The following is an 18,647-nucleotide window of genomic DNA, read 5'->3' as shown; positions in this document are numbered from 1 at the left end:
TCTCTATACCTTGTCCTGATATTATACCCGTTGACCTATTACGTTGCACCCTGACCTACCCAGCCCGTATCTGTCATTCACCCTTCTCAGATAATAACATACACTGAAAAGACTGCATTTTGGCAAACTCACTTTACTTCACTACTGCGCTAACATAGGCATCTTGTCCTAATTTGAACGAAAGCGTTTTATTTTGATAGCACACGGGTAAAAGGTCACATTTTTGAAAATATTCGTCATACAGGTTTACATTTCGTGTAAAATCACGTACCTTTTAGGGATGAACGCTTTACAGATGTACTTGGATAAGGGAGGTATACACAATGGATTCCGGTTCTAACCTAGCCTATGGATCAGCCACACCTTTGATTGAGGCACTTATAGAGTTTGAACAGGAGCTTGAAGCGAACCGGCATTCTCTGAGTTTTGATTTGGGATTGATTATGGAACAAGGCCGCGCTCCGCGATATATGGCTACACCGCCTGATGTTATTCCTTTTGCCCACGCTGGAGTGGACGGGATACATTATGGCTTTTTAACCGATTTTGGTCTTGAAAAGGACCTTTCACAGGCTCCGATTGTATGCGTCTCTCCCGTCGATTGGACAGGGGTATGGGTGGTTGCCCGCCATTTGCAGGATTTTTTAAGTGTTGTTTATACAGAAAACAGTTCATTAAAACGATACTATGCCAGTGGAGCAGACTATTCTGGACATGCTGGTCAGCGTCCTCCGCAGGCTGTGGATGAACGTACCGCGTTTGTACGCAAATGCTTTCGGGAGCGCTTTGGCATTCTGCCGATTCAAGATATGGCCGCCTACATCGACAGCTTGCGAACAGAGCGTAAGCAAAATGAAGTTGCTCCTACACTGAATGGCTTGGGTATTCAGGCACCTTCTTCTTTAAAGCGTAGCTCTTCTATTGAGAGCGACTTCTTGAACGTAACGGAGCCATTCCTTTGGGAACAACAAGGTGAAGCTGTACGTGATTTGTTCCGCAGCGGTTCGCGTGAAGCCAGACTAGCTTTTATTCGGGATGCTCAGACACGGCATCTGTTCACCCATTCAGCCCTTCGAGCTTTTGTAACAGGACAGCTTAGGCTGATGGGCTTGTCTGAGGCCGCAACATACCTAGAGGAGTCCTACTATACCGTTATTCCCGATACGATAGAATCTCGATAAACTCCATAGATTCCCCCAATTTAACCGCCTCTGAAAAGGCGGCTTTTTGTGCTACAATAAATGAAAACAACAGGGTCGAACGACCTGGGGCGCATGAAAGAGAGCGAGCATGAATAATCATTCCTATCCTACTCCTGAAATCGTTGAGGTTTGTCTGCTAGCAGGCAAACTGATGATGCAAAATGGAGCCGAGACCTATCGTGTTGAAGACACGATGTCCCGCATTGCTTCAGCCTATGGCATATCCCAGTCCCATAGCTATGTAACACCCACTGGAATTTTTTTTGCCATTAATGATTCGGAACCTGCCAAGCTAATCCGGATCGTAGAGCGGACTACAGATTTGCACAAGGTGACCGAGGTGAACTCCATTTCACGTAAAATCAGCGCAGGCACTTTGTCTCCCAGCGCAGCCGTAAAAGAGCTTTCGGAAATTGAACGTGGTCCCCTCCGCTATTCCAATCGTGTACAACTGATCGCTGCAGCGTTGGCCAGCGGTTGCTTTATGATCATGTTTGGTGGAGTGTGGCGAGATTTCCCCGGAGCTGTGTTGTGCGGCGGTATCGGATTTGCAGCCTTACAATATTTCCACAGGCTCGTTAAGGTTAAGTTTTTCTCAGAATTTTCTGCATCTTTTCTAATCGGCTTGCTGGCGGCTCTGTTAGTGATTGTTGGCGGGGGTCAGATGATGGATAAAATTATCATTGGCTCCGTTATGCCACTGGTGCCGGGCTTGTTAATTACAAATGCCTTCGGGATTTAATGTCCGGGCACCTAGTCTCAGGGCTTTCCAAAGGTGCAGATGCTTGCTTGACGTCTTTCGCCATTGGTGCTGGTGTTGCAGTTATCATTTCTTATATGTAATTTGGAGGAGATTCAAGCTTATGCTTGCACAATTATTCACAAGCTTTATTGCCACCGCTGCTTTCGGTATACTGTTCCACGCTCCTCGGCGTTCGCTGCTGCAATGTGGTTTTGTCGGTATGCTGGGCTGGCTTGTCTATTACTCAACCACGGATAGCATGGGACCTGTGAGCGCCAGCCTTTTAGCCACGATCCTTATCGGCATCGTCAGTCAAGGTTTTGCTAGACTGTACAAAATGCCTGTGATTATTTTCAGCGTGGCAGGCATGATTCCCCTGGTGCCAGGAGGAATGGCTTATAATGCCATGCGCCAGTTCGTACAACAACATTATCCTCAGGCACTGGAGCTGGCCATGAGCACACTCATGATCGCCGGGGCAATAGCAGTCGGTTTGGTGATCTCTGAGGTGCTTAATCAAATCTTTCACAACGTACGTTTTAAACCTCAGCGTTAAAAACGAAGAAATAACAAAGTAAAAAAAGGCTGCTCCCAAAATCGCCACACTGACAGTGTATGAGACGATGGTGGGGACAGCCTTTTTGTGTAGCTCAATATTAATCTACTCGCTTACCTAATATAGCCAGATCTCGCTCTATGCTGTCCAGCACGGCAACACGTGGATAGTATCCCCACTGCTCAAAGCCAAACTTCCGCAGCAGCGCAATACTCGGTTCATTATGACCAAATACAAACCCCAACAACGTTGTAATTCCTAGTCTAGGACATTCATTTAGCAAATGCTGTACCAGACGGCTTCCAGTGCCGGTTCCACGAGAATCCTCATGGACATAAATGCTAATTTCTGCTGTACCGTTATAAGCTGGACGGCCATAAAAGGACTGAAGGCTGGCCCATCCGGCAATGTTCCCCTTTTGTCTTAGTACCCACAAAGGGCGGTGGTTTTCCTGATGAGCTTCAAACCATGGAATGCGGCTCTCCACTGTCACAGGCTCCAGGTCTGCCGTGACCATTCGTCCTGCAATCGTAGAATTATAAATATCCACAATATCGGGGAGATCCTCCCTGCATGCAAATTCAATGGAAAAAGATTGGTCCTTGTTCATTATCGTATCTGCCCCCTATTGTGGTGATTTATTTATTGTACAGGACAAGCGCCGGAACAGCCATATCGAGTTGTTTTGCGGATTAACCCCAAAGGGTCTTATAATAGAATTTGAAGATAAGCCAGCACTACATTAACCAATTTAACAACATGAGACGGGAGGTATGCTTCGGAGTCAAAGGAATCCGAAGCAGCTTAATATGAATATTGGAACTCAAATTTTGATTTTGGAAGTGTCTATGGGACCTTTTTTTGGACACTCGATCATTCATCCTGTACTGCTCAAGGACGAGGATGGACTTACATTGATAGACTCGGGCATGCTCGGCCAATTGGAGCCTCTGCGCAAGGCTATTTCAGATGTGGGTGAGGATATAAGCCGTCTGAAAAGAATTATTATAACGCATCAGGATATTGACCATATCGGAAATGTTCAAGCACTGCTGGACTTGCTACCGAACACTGCCCTGCTGGCCCATAAGGATGACATTCCATATATGACAGGAGAACGACCATTTATAAAGCTGACGCCGGAACGCATCAATCTGATGGAGCCTGCACTCAAGCAACAAGCAGAGGATATGATTCGCCGCCTGCCAGATTTGCGCTTTGCTCATATGCTTGAGGACGGTGAACATCTGCCTTATGGTGGAGGCATACAGATTATTCATACACCTGGTCACACGCCCGGACATATCAGCTTGTATGTGCCTGCACACAAGCTGCTGTTGGCAGCAGATGAACTGCGTGTAGTCGAGGGTGAGCTGGTCGGTCCCGCTGAGTCGGCTACGCCGGATATGCCGTTGGCTCTGAAGAGCCTCGATAAACTGACCGTATTGGATGTAGATAAGGTACTCTGCTACCATGGTGGTTACTATGATCAGAATGTGCAGGCACGTCTGCAAGCATTAAGTCAGTCAAGAGAATAAGCCATATAAATTATGATGTAATAAGAGCTATAATGAATAAATGGACAGAAAGGAATGAGACTCTATGAATGATAAAATTACCAGATTGTATGATGAACTGAAGTCACAAGCTTGGGATGGCCTACTTGTGACCGATCCCAAACATATTTACTACCTGACAGGCTTCGCCAGTGATCCGCATGAGCGTTTTCTAGGGCTCGTGCTGCTTCGTGACCAAGAACCAGAACTAATTGTGCCAGCCCTGGACGCAGAAGCTGCCCAAGCTGCTTCCTCGGTGACGCGTATATCCACCCACACCGATACGGACAATCCGTATGATCTGTTACGCCAACGCACAGGTACCGGAGTGAAAGCATTCGCACTGGAAAAGGAACACGTCTCCGTCCTCCGTTACGAACAACTACATACTGCCATTGGCGCTGCTCAATATGTTGACTTGGGTCCGGTGCTTCAAGACATGCGCGTGAGAAAAACTCCTGAGGAAGTACAACGTTTGAAGCATGCAGCTCGTTTGGTGGAAGATGCTCTTCGTCACGGCCTAACCCATGTTCGCGAAGGGGTGACCGAAGTCGAGCTGGTAGCCGAAATCGAATACCAGATGAAAAAACTCGGTGCAGATGGTCCATCCTTTGACACTACAGTGTTGTCTGGACCCAAAACAGCCTTGCCACATGGTGTCCCAGGGACCCGCAAGCTGCAACACGGTGATCTGCTCATGTTTGATATGGGTGTATATTCCGATGGTTATGCTTCGGATATTACACGCACTTTTGCCTTTGGCAAGCTTTCGACTGAGCTGGAAACGATATATAATACGGTTCTTCGCTCAAATGAAGCCGGAATTGCCGCCATTCGCCCGGGAGTTTCCTGCGCATCCGTAGATCAGGCAGCACGAGCCGTTGTTGAAGCCGCTGGATATGGCCCTGCTTTTAACCATCGGGTTGGACATGGTCTTGGTATGAGTGTTCATGAATATCCATCTGTACACGGAGGCAATAACGATCTGCTTCATGAAGGGTTTGTGTTCACGATCGAACCCGGCATCTACGTACCAGGTCTTGGGGGTGTGCGGATTGAAGATGACGTTCTGGTCACCTCTGAGGGTGTTGAAGTGCTGACTTCTTTTCCGAAGGAACTGACCGTGCTGGGGTAATCTAGTGCTATTCTTTATATTGATATGTTAAAAGTACGAAAAAAAAGAGGGGCGACCCCAAGCCAATTAAGGCTTGAGGGTTTGCCCCTCCTCTTCTATCAAACGGAAATTACGTGCGATGTATAAAATCGGTGTACCTGCCGCAGTCAGTACAAATTTTAAGATGTAGGTGGTGAACAGCAGTTCGATCCATATCCCCCACGCATAGCCGTAAAAGGCAATACTACAGAAAATGAGGGTGTCTATAAACGAGCTGATCATCGTGCTGCCATTGCCGCGAATCCAGAGCTGATGACGCTCCGGGAAAAACTTGCGAATCCAGGCATATAGACGCACGTCCAGCAATTGACTGACCGCATAGGCTGTCAAGCTGGCAAGCGCAAGCCTTGGCAACAATCCGAAGAGCTGTTGCATCGGTGTCTGGGCAAAATCGGTTGCAGTAGGCTCAAATAACAGCACCATCTGCATCGTGATCGTCGTCATAATCAGAGTGAAGAAGCCAAACCACACAGCTTTTCGCGCCTCTTTAGGCCCATATTTTTCATTTAGTAAATCGCTGGCCATATACATAGAAACATACATTGTATTTCCCAATGTCGTGGTAATGCCGAGCAGATCAATGGTTTTGGTTACCTGAATATTGGCCAATACAGTAGCAACGCCAATCCAGGCGTATAGCCCTTTTTTACCAAACAACCGATAACATAGCAAAAAGAACATAAAATTGACGAGGACAAATGCTGCCCCCCATAACAGATTAAACATGAAATCCTCCTAGTTTTGATAGCGCGGGATGGTTGCGAACCGCGGTTCATCCGAACAAGCCGGAAAAACATTATTTTAATGTATCATAGATTAGGATTTGTGAACAGCTATAATTTACACTGCCACCAGCCCAAAATAAAGAGCCGACCTTAGGGTCGGCTCTGAGTATGGAGGTGCACACTGCATGTGTTACATATACATATGCGATATGAGGCTGCAGTGTATACCATTCGTCTATCTTTTACTTAAGAGTGTGCCGCTGCATCCAGATCCGTGCCATGGTTGTTGAACACGTCTTGATCGTTCTCCTTGAGTACTTTGCCAGAGATAAGACCTGCGGTAATAGAATCATTAACATTCAACGCGGTACGGCCCATATCAATTAACGGTTCAACCGAAATGAGCAATCCTGCCAAGGCCACGGGAAGGTTCAGGGTAGAAAGCACGATCAGGGAAGCGAAAGTGGCGCCCCCGCCTACACCTGCCACACCGAACGAGCTCACCGTAACAACCAGAATAAGTGTGAGGATAAAATCCCAGCTTGTAGGATCTATGCCCACCGTTGGAGCAATCATGACCGCCAGCATGGCAGGATAAATACCCGCACAGCCGTTTTGCCCAATGGTTGCACCCAGGGTCGCGGACAGATTTGCGATGCCGTCGGACACACCAAGCTTTTTCGTTTGTGTTTCAACATTTAATGGAATGGTCGCTGCACTGGAACGAGACGTAAAAGCAAAAACCAGCGTAGGCAATACCTTTTTCACATATGTCACTGGATTATAACCGAACAAGGCCAGCAAAATAAGATGAATAACGAACATGACCAATAAAGCCACATAAGAAGCAAGTACAAACTTGATCAGCTTCAAGATTTCATCCGGATTTGTTGTAGCTACAACTTTCGTGATCAGTGCTAAAATACCGTAAGGCGTCAATCTTAGCACCAGCGTTACAATCCGCATCACTACAGCGTACACTGCGTCGATCACTTTGCGGAAGGTTTGCGCCTGCTCCGGTTTTTTACGATCCAATCCGAGTACTGCCACCCCGATAAAGGCTGAGAAGATAACCACTGCCAACGTCGATGTACGGCGTGCCCCTGTCATATCTTCAAAAGGATTCGAAGGAATAAATTCCAGCACCTGCTGTGGAATAGTCATATCCTGAACTGTTCCCAGGCGTTCTTCCATCTTCAGTCCCTGCGCTTGCTCCTTTTCACCACTTTGAATCTCAATTGCTTTTAGATCAAAAGACAGGCTGGTTACAATACTTACTGAAGCTGCAATCGCCGTTGTAATCAGTAGCACTGCAATAATGGACACGCTTATTTTGCCTAGATTCTGTCTTCCCTTCAAATTCATAATAGCCGAAATAATCGACACCATGATAAGCGGAATAACGACCATTTGCAGCAAACGGACATAACCATTACCTGCAAGGTTGAACCAATCGACCGATTTGGTAATGACCTCTGAGCCAGCCCCATAAGCGTACTGAAGAATAGCCCCGTAGATCAGTCCGAAGCCGAGCCCGGTAAAAACTCTTTTTGTAAAAGAGATGCGCTTTTTCTGCATCCAGACCAACACGCCGAGCAGTGCAAGCAGCACGATAACATTTAAAATAATAAAGAAGGTATCCATATATCTTTTCCTCCAAACTTAAACGTAAGATGTTTTCTAAAGTGACCCTTCAATCCGAAGATTACTATATCACAAAGCCAACTATTTTTGTAGGTTTTATTGAAATAAAAATAATAAAACTGCTTCAGCCTTAGATTTTATGAAAACGACAAACAGCAAGCCTTCGTAAGATGAAGGCTTGCTGTTTGTTATCCTGAACACAACGATTCGTATTCAATGTATACGTAGATTTTTCGACTGTCAGACGATCACTGTATATAACAGTTCCTGTTCCTTAACGACTTTATGCTGATTCCCTGCGGGCTCCAATTCGCTAAACTGATCTACATTTGTAACAATAACAGGCGTTATCGTTTCGTATCCAGCCTTGCGGATTTCCACCAGATCAAACTCCAGTATAAGATCGCCTACCTTTACGCGATCTCCTGCTTTAAGATGAGGTGTAAAATGAAGTCCTTTTAGTTTAACAGTGTCCATCCCTACGTGAATGAGCATTTCAAGTCCTGAATCACTCACCAAACCTACAGCGTGCCCACTTTTGGAAATGGAGAACACTGTGCCCTCAACTGGGGAAACAACCCGACCTTCGGAGGGTTCAATAGCCCATCCTCTACCCATAATTTCTTGAGAAAATGCAGGATCATTGACTTCACTGAGCGGTTTAACTTCACCCACAATTGGGCTGAATACCGGGATTTTCTCACCTTTTGGCAGTGAGCTCATCGCAGATTGTGCTACTTCCTCAGTAGAGATCTCGCCAGCAGCATCTGCTGCTTGTGTCGTTTCTTCGTTCTTTTCATCTGTAAAACCGATCACATAGGTAACAATCGCAGCAACCACAAATGCAATAATAAGACCAAGAATTGCGTACAAGAAAGTCGGTCCAATAAACATAGCCAGACCAGGCAAACCAACGAGTCCCCCAACGACGTACGCTTTTGTGCCAAACAAACTCATGAAGCCCCCACCGACAGCTCCCCCGATCAACGCTGCCGTAAACGGTTTTTTAAACCGCATATTCACACCATACATTGCAGGCTCGGTTACACCCATAATAGCTGTCAAGCTCGTGGAGAAGGCCACTGTTTTGACTTTGGCATTTTTGGATTTCAAGAATACGCCGAGTGTTGCACCAGCCTGAGCCAAGTTAGCTGCTCCCATAATTGGAATCATGTAATCATAGCCCAACGTTGCAATCGATCCGATCATAATAGGAACCAACGCGTAGTGCATACCTGTCATAATGATCAGGGAGAAGGTACCGCCCAGCAGCAGACCTGCAAGCGCACCTGTATTTTCAAACAACCAAGATATCCCTCCTGACAGGCCATTACCAATAATGGAGCCGAGCGGCCCTACAGCAATCAACGTCAAAGGTACGATAATCAATAGAGTCAGTGTTGGAACAACAAGCAACTTCAGTGATGCATGAGTATACTTATCAATGAATTTTTCAACATAGGATGCCAGCCAGATCGCGATAACAATTGGAATAACGGTCGACGAATACGTGGCCGCTGTCACCGGAAGGCCAATAAAGCTAACCTTCACATTCGAAGCCAGTAATGCTGTAATGTCTGGATGTAAAATTGAAGCACCAATCGCCGCACCAATAAACATATTGCTACCGAGTTTTCTAGCCGCACTCACAGCCAAAATAATCGGCAGGAAGTAGAACGCACCGTCACCTATTGCGGCTAAAATCGTATAGGTTTGACTCTTGTCAGACATCCAGTGCATAGCTACCAGTAGGGCAATAATCCCTTTGATCATACCTGCCCCGGTGATCGCCGGCAAAATAGGTGTAAACATACCTGCAATAAAGTCGAACAGTTGGCTGATCGGGTTTTGTTTTTTCTTGGATGCAGTGCTTGCGCCTGTTTCACTTTGCGGTGCCTTGGACATGTTACTCACCAATGATTTATATACATTAGCTACATCATTTCCGATAATCACCTGAAACTGGCCGCCACTCTCCATGACTCCCATGACACCATCCGTTTTTTGCAACTGCTCTTTTTGAGCTTTCTTATCATCATGAAGGTTGAAGCGCAAGCGCGTCATGCAGTGAATGACCTGCTCTACATTTTCTTCTCCACCGACCAATGTAAGTATCTCTTTGGATAATTGATTTCGATCCATGAGGCATTCCTCTTTTCTATTTAAGGTATATAGTGTGAAATTTGGGAATAAAAAAAACCTGAATACAGAAAGCAGACAGCTTTATAAAAGCCAATCTTCTTTCAGCATTCAGGTTTTGCCTTCTTGTTTAGAAGTAGCAATCCTAAATCCCTGATCATCCGTAAAATCATTGATTCTTAATGATGCGTTCGATGTGAATCGTGAGATACAGCATCTCATCCTGGGATAAGCTTCGACCATAGATCTTAGACGTATAATCTCTTATTTTTTCCGCACAAGCATAAGCGTCCTTATATTGTACCTTAACCATATCATGAAGCGAATTATCTGTATTTTGTACAGGAGTTCCGTTCATAACCCGTTGGGCAAAAAATTTGAGATGTGTAATAAAGCGGTAATAGCTTAACGACTCTTCATCCAGCTCCATTACAAAAAAGCGGCTTACAATGTTTATGATATCCTTGACGATATTAGTCAGGGTTATCGTTTCGCGCATTTCACTGTTCAGCTGTGCATTCACCAAATGTAAGGCAATAAACGCCCCTTCATCATCTGGGAGTGTAACCCCCAGCTTGTCCTGAATCATGTGCAATGCTTTGGTCCCAATCGCGAACTCCTTGCGGTACATTCGTTTGATTTCCCAGTAAAGTGCATTCTTGATGTCCATACCCAAACGATAACGCTCTATGGCAAAATGGATATGATCTGTCAGCGAAATATAGATGCTGTCATGCAACTCTACACCAAGTATCGTTTTGGCATACTGGATGATTTCATCAGAAAGTTCAACATACTCAATAGGGATATCAGACATCAGGGTCATCAATTTACGGGAAACCTCGGTACTTTCAAGCTTGAAAATTTTCTCAATTTTCCCCTCTTCAATCTCATCGCCTGTGTTTTTTTTAAAAGCAATTCCTCTTCCCATAATGACTAATTCTTTCTGCTGTTCATCAATGACCGTTACGACGTTATTATTCAGCACCTTTGCTATCTTCATTCCATCACCTTAAGCCGCTTGGAGTAGTAAAAAAAAGGCAATACCAAAACTGACACATAGTGCCTGTTTATGGTTTTGCCCGATATGGTAACAATCCATGATTGTGCAGTTTTGATTAACTGTCATCATAGTATCATATAAACACTGAGCTGACAAGATTTTTTTGTAAACACTTACATGAGGTAATTAGCCGTTGCGTTGCACCTTAATTGTTAGAGCTCTTTTCCACATTCAATTCCGAGGAAGCACGAATACGGGATGCGGATGCAATTTTTGATGGCTCCTCTTTATCGTCCACAAAGCCCATAAAATACGTAATTACACCAGCCGTAACAAACGAAATCAACATGCTCAAAATGGCGTAAACAAATGTAGTGTCGGAAAACAGGGGTAAGCTAAGCAAGCCAGATAAGGCTGCAAAAGCAGTCAACTTCACTTCAAACAGACACATACACGCCCCACCAATAGCCCCGCCAACCAGTCCCGCGATAAGCGGTTTTTTGAAGCGCACATTAACGCCGTATAATGCTGGTTCAATGATTCCAAACATAGCCAACAGGCCTGTGGAAGCAGCAAGTATTTTGACTTTGGCATTTTTGGATTTAACACATACACCGAAGGCCGCGCCTGCCTGAGCCATGACTGCCGCCGCAACAACAGGGGTAATAGAATCATAGCCATTCGTAGCCATGGATTCTATTATGTTCATCGACATCATATATTGCATGCCCGCAAAGTGGAGCACAGGTATTGTCCCACCAAACAGCAGACCTGCAAATACGTCCGCATCGTCAAACAGTGAAGCAAAACCACCCGACAAATGATGTGCCAGGGTCGTCCACAGCGGACCAAAAACAAACAACAATAAAGGCACAATCAAGATAAGCGTCAATGTCGGAACGACCAGTAGTTGAATTGAATAACGGTCGAACCTACTCAATCCTTTTTCAATCTTCGATGCAAGCCAGACAACAATAAGAATCAGTATAAAAGAAGCAACATACTGTGGCTCCACCACGGGTAAATCGTCTGAATTCATTTTTAGGCCGGATTGCAGTAGTTCCATAATACCAGGATGAAATGAGCAGGCCCCAATTGCCGCCGCAATAAATAAATTGCTACCAAGCTTTCTTGCCGCATTTACCGCTATCAAAATGGGCAAAAAATAAAATACGACACCACCAATGTACCCTAAAGCGGTAAAGACTTGAGTATCAAAAAAATCTAAGAACAAGAAAACAGTCGCAATCCCCTGAAAGATTCCTCCAGCAATTAGCAATGGCAAGAGCGGAGTGAATACGCCTGAGATAAAATCAAACAGGCGGCTGAACGGATTCCCTCCTCTATTCGCTTTATCTTGATCTTGATCTATAGTCGGTTCCTGGTTATCTTCTCCCTCTACCTCCAAATTTATTTCCTTAGAAAGCAATTCCCGATCCATAACTGCCTTTTCCCCTTTTATATGTATATTGAAGACCACATTCGAACTTATTAAAGCAAGCTTAAAAGAAGCTTGTAAAAAGTGGTATTCCTTATACTACTTATATTCCTTCTTTTTTACAATAGTTATAAAAGCACGGGTAAAGCTTTTTAATTTCCTACTCCTGATAATTTACATCAAACTTACATCTAAACACCCAAGACCATAGTTATATATTTTTTGTTTGTTTTTGGGCAAATATGACTATTCAACCGTCTGTTAATTATGTAAAATAGGTCTAACCTACTTTTTAGTAAATCATGGATTACTTCCCTTTCTCATATCTTGTGTCCTTGAATACAGCTGAAATATACATAGAATCCGAACATTTTCAGTCTTTTCTTCAAGCAAAGAAAGGAAAACAAGTAGATCATGGCGTGTCTAGTATCTCATTGGACAAGCGGCCTACATCAAGCAGGGCAATTCGTCTGTTTTATCACCATCATGTGAGAGGAGAATTTTCATGAAGCGTTTTAATCGTTCCCTTGGCGCAAAGCTACGAATTATGTTTTTGCTGATTCAGCTCTTTGCGTCTCTTCTGTTCAGCATCAGTTTTTATGCAGTTTCCATGAGTATCATTAATAGCAGTGTCATGCCTCAAGTAGACCAATTGCTAGAAACTGGGGCTAAAAATGTGTATCAGGATCTCAATATTTCCTTAGCCGTTCAAGCTGGGCAAGGAAGTGGGTCTGGTTCCAGCTCTGCTATGCAGATGGAAGCTTATCTTCAGGACAAGGTTGACACCCTCAAATTAGAATCCGCATATATTGCGGTGCTGAAGGATGATGGTAAGGCCGAAGTTGTCGCACGAAACGTAAAATCAGCATATAAGGTCAAGGATACCCTCGTTCCTGTTGAGGATATTAAAAAAGCCAAACAAGGCGAGATGAATATCAGTGACATTTACAGCGACTCGCATGGAGTACACAAAACCGCCTTCTTTGCAATATCAGGCAGTAATCTGATTCTTGGCGTGAACGAAGATGTTGGATTCGTACAGGAAAAATCCCAACAAATCCTATGGATTTGCATTGGTATTACACTGGTAACACTTATACTGGGCGGAGTTATTTCTACCCTTGTCATTCGTAAAGTTGTACAGCCCATTGCTGAATTGGTTCGTCATAGCGAAAAAATTGCCCAAGGTGATCTTTCGCAAGAAACAAAGATTCAAGGAGTTAATGAAATTGCTCAACTTGCCCGCAGCTTCCAATCTATGTCTCTTAACTTGAAAGAAATGATCGGCCATGTGCTTACTACATCAGGTGCAGTTGTTAAAGGGTCGGACGAGCTGCTTCGTCGAACTGAGGCTATGAGTGTAAAAGTCCAGGACTCTACAGCTGCCGCTGAAGAAGTAGCCAAGGGCAGCAACAGCATCGCTTCTGCTGCTGCTGAAAATGCACAGGCTATGGAGGAGATTGCTCAAGGTGTGCAGCATATCGCTTCCTCTGCCAATGATGTATCTGACCAAATCAGTGAAGCAACGAAAGAAACGGTTAACGGGAATACGCTTGCTCAAAAAGCTGTAGCTCAAATGTCACAGGTAGGACATGCTGCTGATGAGTCGCTTCGATACATACATAGTATGAATGAACGCTCAGAAGCTATTGGTAGCATCGTTTCTGCAATTTTCGATATTACAAAGCAGATTCAAATGTTGTCCCTGAATGCCTCCATTGAGGCTGCCCGCGCGGGCGAGCATGGACGGGGCTTCGCTGTAGTTGCCGGGGAAGTTCGCAAGCTCGCAGAGCAATCCAAAGCAGCAACACAGGAAATTTCGGACTATTTGGTTACCATTCAGGAAGTATCTCAGCAATCTGTGGACTCAGTGACTCAGGTTAGTCGTGAGATTCACTCAGGAACGGAAATGGTTCAACAGGCGAGTTTTGCTTTTAACCAGTTAAGTGAGCTCATGCAAAAGATCAACGCTACGATTCAAACCGTATCCGCAGCAACGGAGCAAGTATCCGCCAGCTCGGAGGAAGTATCTGCTTCCGTGGAGGAGACAGCTCTCATTGCTGCAAACGCACAACATATGATTCAGGAGATCGGTTTAAATGCCGATGAGCAACTGAATGAAATGGAAAGCCACAGTGAGGTTGTTCGTCAATTAAGCCAACAAGCAACTGAGCTGCAAAAGGCGGTTCAAAAATTTAAAATTAAGTAAGCTGATCTGCTAAAAAAGGTATCTCTCAGTCACAAAAATGACTGTAGAGATACCTCTTTATTTTTTAAAAGCTTTTTAAAGGATCTTCCATGAAGAAGAAGTTTATGAATCCATCCCGAGAATGCGATAAATTTGTCCCATATCCAAATGAGCGCGTACCACCTCTGCGACACGGTCAAATTCTTGTTCCTTGGCTTCACGTACAGTAAAAGTGCTATCCAAAGCTGGCAAGCCCTTGGCTTGTCTCAGTCCATCCAACCAGGACCGGCGAAAACGGTCATTATCAAACACACCATGCAAGTAGGTTCCCCATACCTTACCGTCTGTCGTACCCCAACCTTCCTCAAAGGCAGTCCCTTCCCCACGCTGAATCTGGAATAATGTTTTCATTTTCGTTGAGTCTGGAGTCCTGTCTATAGATACATGTGGTTCCGTGACATACTCTGTAACACCCATATGTATTTCATATCCTTCAATGACTGGCTTGGAGGTAGAACCCGAATCAAGTGCAGTGCTTAGCAAAAGTGGGCAATGATTAGACAGGGTTCCTTGAACGCGCACGGTTTGCTTTTCCTTTAAGAAGGTCGTGGATAGAGCTAGCCAACCTAACCCATCTGCCTGCTGCGGCAACCCAGATTCGACGGCATCGGGATCAAATAACGCTGTACCCAGCATTTGATAGCCCCCACAAATACCAACCAGTTGCGTGCGTCCTATCTTCATGGCCTCTCGAATGTCATCCTCTAGCCCTCTTTCACGCAATTCCAGCAGATCTCCGATGGTGTCTTTGGTTCCCGGTAAGATAATGGCATCCGGTACGCCCAATTGTCCGGCCTCTGTGACATAACGCACGCTCACATCCGGCTCTGCGGCCAAAGCATCCGTGTCCGTAAAATTGGAAATACGCGGATAACGTATCACCGCAATGTCCAATTCTTTATCCTTTGCTGACCGCTTAGGCTTCTTGTCCAGTACGACCGAATCTTCTGCTTCAATGCGAATGTCCGGTAAATAGGGCAGTACACCGAGTACAGGAATGCCTGTCCGTTCTTCCAGCCAGTCTAATCCTGGTTGAAGCAGGGACAAATCGCCTCTGAATTTGTTAATGATAAATCCACGGATACGCTGTACTTCATGGGGTTCCAGCAACTCAATAGTCCCTACCAGAGAGGCAAAGACACCACCCCGGTCAATATCCGAAATCAGCAATACTGGAGCATCCGCCCAGCCTGCAAGGTTCATATTTACAATATCGCGGTCCTTTAAATTAATTTCTGCCGGGCTGCCTGCCCCTTCCATAAGCACAATATTATAGGTATCACGCAGCCGATTCAGCGCATCCATAACGGTGTGCTTGGCTTGTGGCAAAAAGTCCTTTCGGTAATCGGAAGCGCTCATATAGGCATAAGGTACACCGTGTACAACAATTTGTGAGTGCATATCCTTGACCGGCTTAATCAGAATCGGATTCATGTCGGTCGTCGCCTCAATACCACAAGCTTCGGCCTGTACTCCCTGTGCACGTCCAATTTCCTTGCCGTCCTCGGTAACATAAGAGTTTAACGCCATATTTTGTGACTTAAACGGTGCGGGACGGTAGCCGTCCTGCAGAAAGATCCGGCACAGCGCGGTCGTCACCACGCTTTTACCCACATCCGACGCTGTTCCTTGAAGCATTAATATAGCTGCCGGGTTCGTGCGGGACGGTTCGAAAGTTGACAATTGCCTCTTCCCCTTTAACGAATTCATTTCAAATTTGATCACAACCCGTACAAAATGACAATAAACAGCAACAAAACAGTCTCCAGCAATTCGTTCAAAGCTCCGTATATATCTCCCGTAAGTCCCCCAAGACGGCGATTAATACGGTTTGCTGTAAAGGTTCCAACTCCGTAAGCCAAGAGCGGAAGCAACGCAAAGCCTATCCAGATTGGAAGGCTTTCAGAATACGAAAGGAGCGTCTGTAAGTGTGATCCTGCTAACGACAGGTTTCCTGATCCCTCTGTTGCTGTAGCTGGTCCTGCAAGTATATACTGGCCTGCGGCAGCACCTAGAGTCACGACTACAGCCCAAAATACGGCCAGTCCGGCACGTCCACCACTCATATCAGCAAAACGCGCAGCCAGTCCATCATCGTTACGGGCTTTAGGCCAGCGCTTCATTGCATGTACCATAAACCAGCGGCTCCAAACCATCGGAAGCAACAACAAGCCAGACACATTTTGTTCAACCAGCACGGTATACACCAAAGCAGCCTTGAGCATGAGTAGCAGCACACAAGCAATAACCCCCATTGCTCCTACACGGCTATCTTTCATAATCTCCAGCATCCGTTCACGGGACCGGTAGCTGAATAAGGCATCCGCAGCATCCATCCACCCGTCCAGATGCAGTCCGCCCGTCAACCAGACCCAGACTGCAAGGGTAAGAATCGCACACGGCAGCGGTGGCAGCACCATAGCCGTAAGCGCCGCAATGCCCCAGACGATAATACCAATAATGACTCCAACCAGCGGATAATAGCTTGCACTGCGTTTCAGCAGCTCCGGGGAAAAATCCAGCTCCGCCTTGACCGGTAGACGGGTTAAAAATTGAAAAGCCGCAGCAACAGCCTGACGTTCGCGGCTCATAGCTTATATTCCAACTGTTTAAGTTCTACGGGAATGCCCGCCGTCACTAAAAAAACTTCGCCACAAACACGGGCTATCCGCTGATTCATAATCCCGCTCAAATCCCGGTACAGCCTTCCAAGCGGATATTCTGGTACAATACCGTCACCGACCTCGTTGGTTACGATGACGAGCGATCCCGGATACTGCTCCACAGCTGCCGCCAGTTCATCCATGGCGGCTCTGGCCGCAGCTTCGCCGTCCTCACCTGCGGCCAGCAGCACGTTCGACAGCCACAGGGTCAGGCAGTCGACCAGCACCATAGGCGCAGGCTGCGACGCTTGATCGTCGCCAAGCCGCCGCAGCAGCTCCGGCAGCGCCTGCGCTTCCTCCAGCGTCTGCCAGTCATACCCGGCAGAATCGCGCTGGAGCCGATGAAGAGCGATACGCTCCTTCATCTCCACGTCATAGGCTTGGGCCGTTGCAATATAGCAGGCGCGCGGAGCGCGCGCCATGCATAATCGCTCGGCAAAGCCGCTTTTTCCGCTGCGTGCCCCGCCGGTCACGAGCGCCTTCATCGCTGCGCGGCTCCCTGACCGTCCGATACGCCTGCATCGGCAAAGGTCGCCATATCGCGCATAATGCGGCACGCCGCATCAATCAGGTGCAAGCTCAGCGCACCGCCCGTGCCCTCACCGAGCCGCATGTCCAGATGGAGCATGGGCTCCAGCTTAAGCTGGCGAAGCACCGCCGCGTGTCCACGCTCGTCCGAGGCGTGCGAAGCAAGCATGTACGCCGCGCTCGCAGGCGCAAGCGCGCGTGCAGCAAGGGCTGCCGCGCCGGAAATAAAGCCGTCCAGCACCACTGGACAGCGATGCGCGGCTGCGCCGAGGATGACGCCTGCCAGAGCGGCAATCTCCAGACCGCCGACCTTGGTCAGCACGTCCAGTGCGTCATTGGCATCCGGCTGATTCACATCCAATGCGCGGCAGACAACGGCTATTTTACGGGTAAGTCCCGCCACATCTACCCCCGTTCCCCGGCCCACGATCACTTCCGGATCAAGTCCGGTGAGCGCACATACAACCGCAGCGCTGGCTGTCGTATTCCCGATCCCTAGCTCTCCGGTAACAAATAGCCGTGTGCCACCTTTAACCGCTTCTGCTACGGCTTCAGCTCCGGCCAAAACCGCTTGTTCCGCTTCCGTACGCAGCATGGCTGGCCCTTTAGCCATATTCGAAGTGCCCATACGCACCTTACGATTCACTAAATCTGGGTGAGCAACGTCCGCATTCACGCCAACATCTATTACCTGGACATCAGCGCCTGCATGACGTGCCAGCACATTAATTGCTGCGCCGCCTGACAGCATGTTATACAGCATTTGCTGCGTAACCTCAGCTGGAAAGGCGCTAACTCCCTCTTCACACACCCCATGATCCGCAGCCATGACCATCACCGTTTTACGATCAAATTCAGGCTTGTCCACGCCAGTAATTCCTGCTAGCTGGATGGCCAAGCTCTCCAGCTTTCCAAGACTTCCAGGTGGCTTTGTTAATTGGTCCAAATGTGCTGACGCTGCCGAAGCCGCCACTCCATCCGGCTGGGCTATGCTATCGATCAGCTGACGCAGCTTGTCGTTCATACCTT

Annotated in this window: 15 protein-coding genes and 1 pseudogene; 6 read left to right on the top strand and 10 right to left on the bottom strand. The window is 46.7% G+C overall.

What is annotated here, in order from left to right; translation table 11 throughout:
• Positions 1–323: 323 nt before the first annotated feature.
• The 3 genes and pseudogenes from C400_RS0107875 to C400_RS0107860 all read left to right on the top strand — a co-directional run bounded on the left by C400_RS0107875 (position 324) and on the right by C400_RS0107860 (position 2,500).
• Positions 324–1,181 (top strand): hypothetical protein, encoded by an 858-nt coding sequence (locus C400_RS0107875; RefSeq protein WP_017426580.1) that lies wholly within the window; start codon positions 324–326, stop codon positions 1,179–1,181.
• A 109-nt stretch (positions 1,182–1,290) separates the two neighbouring features.
• Positions 1,291–2,045 (top strand): annotated as a pseudogene (locus tag C400_RS0107865) (threonine/serine exporter family protein).
• 20 nt (positions 2,046–2,065) lie between these two features.
• Positions 2,066–2,500, top strand: coding sequence for a threonine/serine exporter family protein (locus C400_RS0107860; protein WP_017426578.1), 435 nt, complete (start codon positions 2,066–2,068; stop codon positions 2,498–2,500).
• A gap of 100 nt (positions 2,501–2,600) precedes the next feature.
• Here the strand turns inward: C400_RS0107860 and C400_RS0107855 are convergent, their stop codons facing one another.
• The gene (locus C400_RS0107855; protein ID WP_017426577.1) at positions 2,601–3,110 is read right to left on the bottom strand and encodes a GNAT family N-acetyltransferase; all 510 of its coding nucleotides are present in this window, start codon (positions 3,108–3,110) and stop codon (positions 2,601–2,603) included.
• Positions 3,111–3,273: 163 nt separating this feature from the next.
• Here C400_RS0107855 and C400_RS0107850 point away from each other — a divergent pair, with 163 nt between their 5' ends.
• The gene (locus tag C400_RS0107850) at positions 3,274–4,038 is read left to right on the top strand and encodes an MBL fold metallo-hydrolase (protein ID WP_017426576.1); all 765 of its coding nucleotides are present in this window, start codon (positions 3,274–3,276) and stop codon (positions 4,036–4,038) included.
• A gap of 64 nt (positions 4,039–4,102) precedes the next feature.
• Positions 4,103–5,191 (top strand): M24 family metallopeptidase, encoded by a 1,089-nt coding sequence (locus tag C400_RS0107845; RefSeq protein WP_017426575.1) that lies wholly within the window; start codon positions 4,103–4,105, stop codon positions 5,189–5,191.
• A 66-nt stretch (positions 5,192–5,257) separates the two neighbouring features.
• Here C400_RS0107845 and C400_RS0107840 read toward each other — a convergent pair whose 3' ends face one another.
• The 5 genes from C400_RS0107840 to C400_RS0107820 form a co-directional block, all read right to left on the bottom strand.
• Complete coding sequence (locus tag C400_RS0107840) at positions 5,258–5,956, bottom strand: queuosine precursor transporter (RefSeq protein ID WP_016820648.1); 699 nt, start codon at positions 5,954–5,956, stop codon at positions 5,258–5,260.
• Between the two features lie 245 nt (positions 5,957–6,201).
• On the bottom strand, positions 6,202–7,599 hold the full coding sequence (locus C400_RS0107835) for an L-cystine transporter (RefSeq protein WP_016820649.1): 1,398 nt from the start codon (positions 7,597–7,599) through the stop codon (positions 6,202–6,204).
• 240 nt (positions 7,600–7,839) lie between these two features.
• Positions 7,840–9,741: a beta-glucoside-specific PTS transporter subunit IIABC gene (locus C400_RS0107830; RefSeq protein WP_016820650.1), complete on the bottom strand. Its 1,902-nt coding sequence runs from the start codon at positions 9,739–9,741 to the stop codon at positions 7,840–7,842.
• Positions 9,742–9,907: 166 nt separating this feature from the next.
• Positions 9,908–10,741 (bottom strand): BglG family transcription antiterminator LicT, encoded by an 834-nt coding sequence (licT, locus tag C400_RS0107825; protein ID WP_016820651.1) that lies wholly within the window; start codon positions 10,739–10,741, stop codon positions 9,908–9,910.
• 205 nt (positions 10,742–10,946) lie between these two features.
• Positions 10,947–12,182 (bottom strand): PTS transporter subunit EIIC, encoded by a 1,236-nt coding sequence (locus C400_RS0107820; RefSeq protein ID WP_016820652.1) that lies wholly within the window; start codon positions 12,180–12,182, stop codon positions 10,947–10,949.
• A 502-nt stretch (positions 12,183–12,684) separates the two neighbouring features.
• On the opposite strand from C400_RS0107820, the gene C400_RS0107815 reads away from it, so the two are divergent.
• On the top strand, positions 12,685–14,388 hold the full coding sequence (locus tag C400_RS0107815; RefSeq protein ID WP_017426574.1) for a methyl-accepting chemotaxis protein: 1,704 nt from the start codon (positions 12,685–12,687) through the stop codon (positions 14,386–14,388).
• A 102-nt stretch (positions 14,389–14,490) separates the two neighbouring features.
• Here the strand turns inward: C400_RS0107815 and C400_RS0107810 are convergent, their stop codons facing one another.
• From C400_RS0107810 to cobT, 4 genes are read right to left on the bottom strand one after another with little or no spacing between them, the layout of a single operon-like run.
• A complete protein-coding gene (locus C400_RS0107810) occupies positions 14,491–16,110 on the bottom strand; it encodes a cobyric acid synthase (protein WP_017426573.1) in 1,620 nt (539 codons plus the stop codon).
• Between the two features lie 38 nt (positions 16,111–16,148).
• Positions 16,149–17,018 carry an adenosylcobinamide-GDP ribazoletransferase gene (cobS, locus tag C400_RS0107805; RefSeq protein ID WP_017426572.1) on the bottom strand — a complete coding sequence of 290 codons (870 nt, stop codon included), beginning with the start codon at positions 17,016–17,018 and terminating at the stop codon, positions 16,149–16,151.
• Entirely contained in the window at positions 17,015–17,575 is a 561-nt protein-coding gene (gene cobU / locus C400_RS0107800; protein ID WP_017426571.1) for a bifunctional adenosylcobinamide kinase/adenosylcobinamide-phosphate guanylyltransferase, read from the bottom strand. The genes cobS and cobU overlap by 4 nt, the downstream gene beginning before the upstream one ends.
• A complete protein-coding gene (gene cobT / locus C400_RS0107795; protein WP_017426570.1) occupies positions 17,572–18,642 on the bottom strand; it encodes a nicotinate-nucleotide--dimethylbenzimidazole phosphoribosyltransferase in 1,071 nt (356 codons plus the stop codon). The genes cobU and cobT overlap by 4 nt, the downstream gene beginning before the upstream one ends.
• Positions 18,643–18,647: the final 5 nt, after the last annotated feature.

This window comes from Paenibacillus sp. ICGEB2008 (genome assembly GCF_000307675.1).
Classification (GTDB): Bacteria; Bacillota; Bacilli; order Paenibacillales; family Paenibacillaceae; genus Paenibacillus; species Paenibacillus polymyxa.
This window is presented reverse-complemented; position numbering and strand designations above follow the sequence as displayed.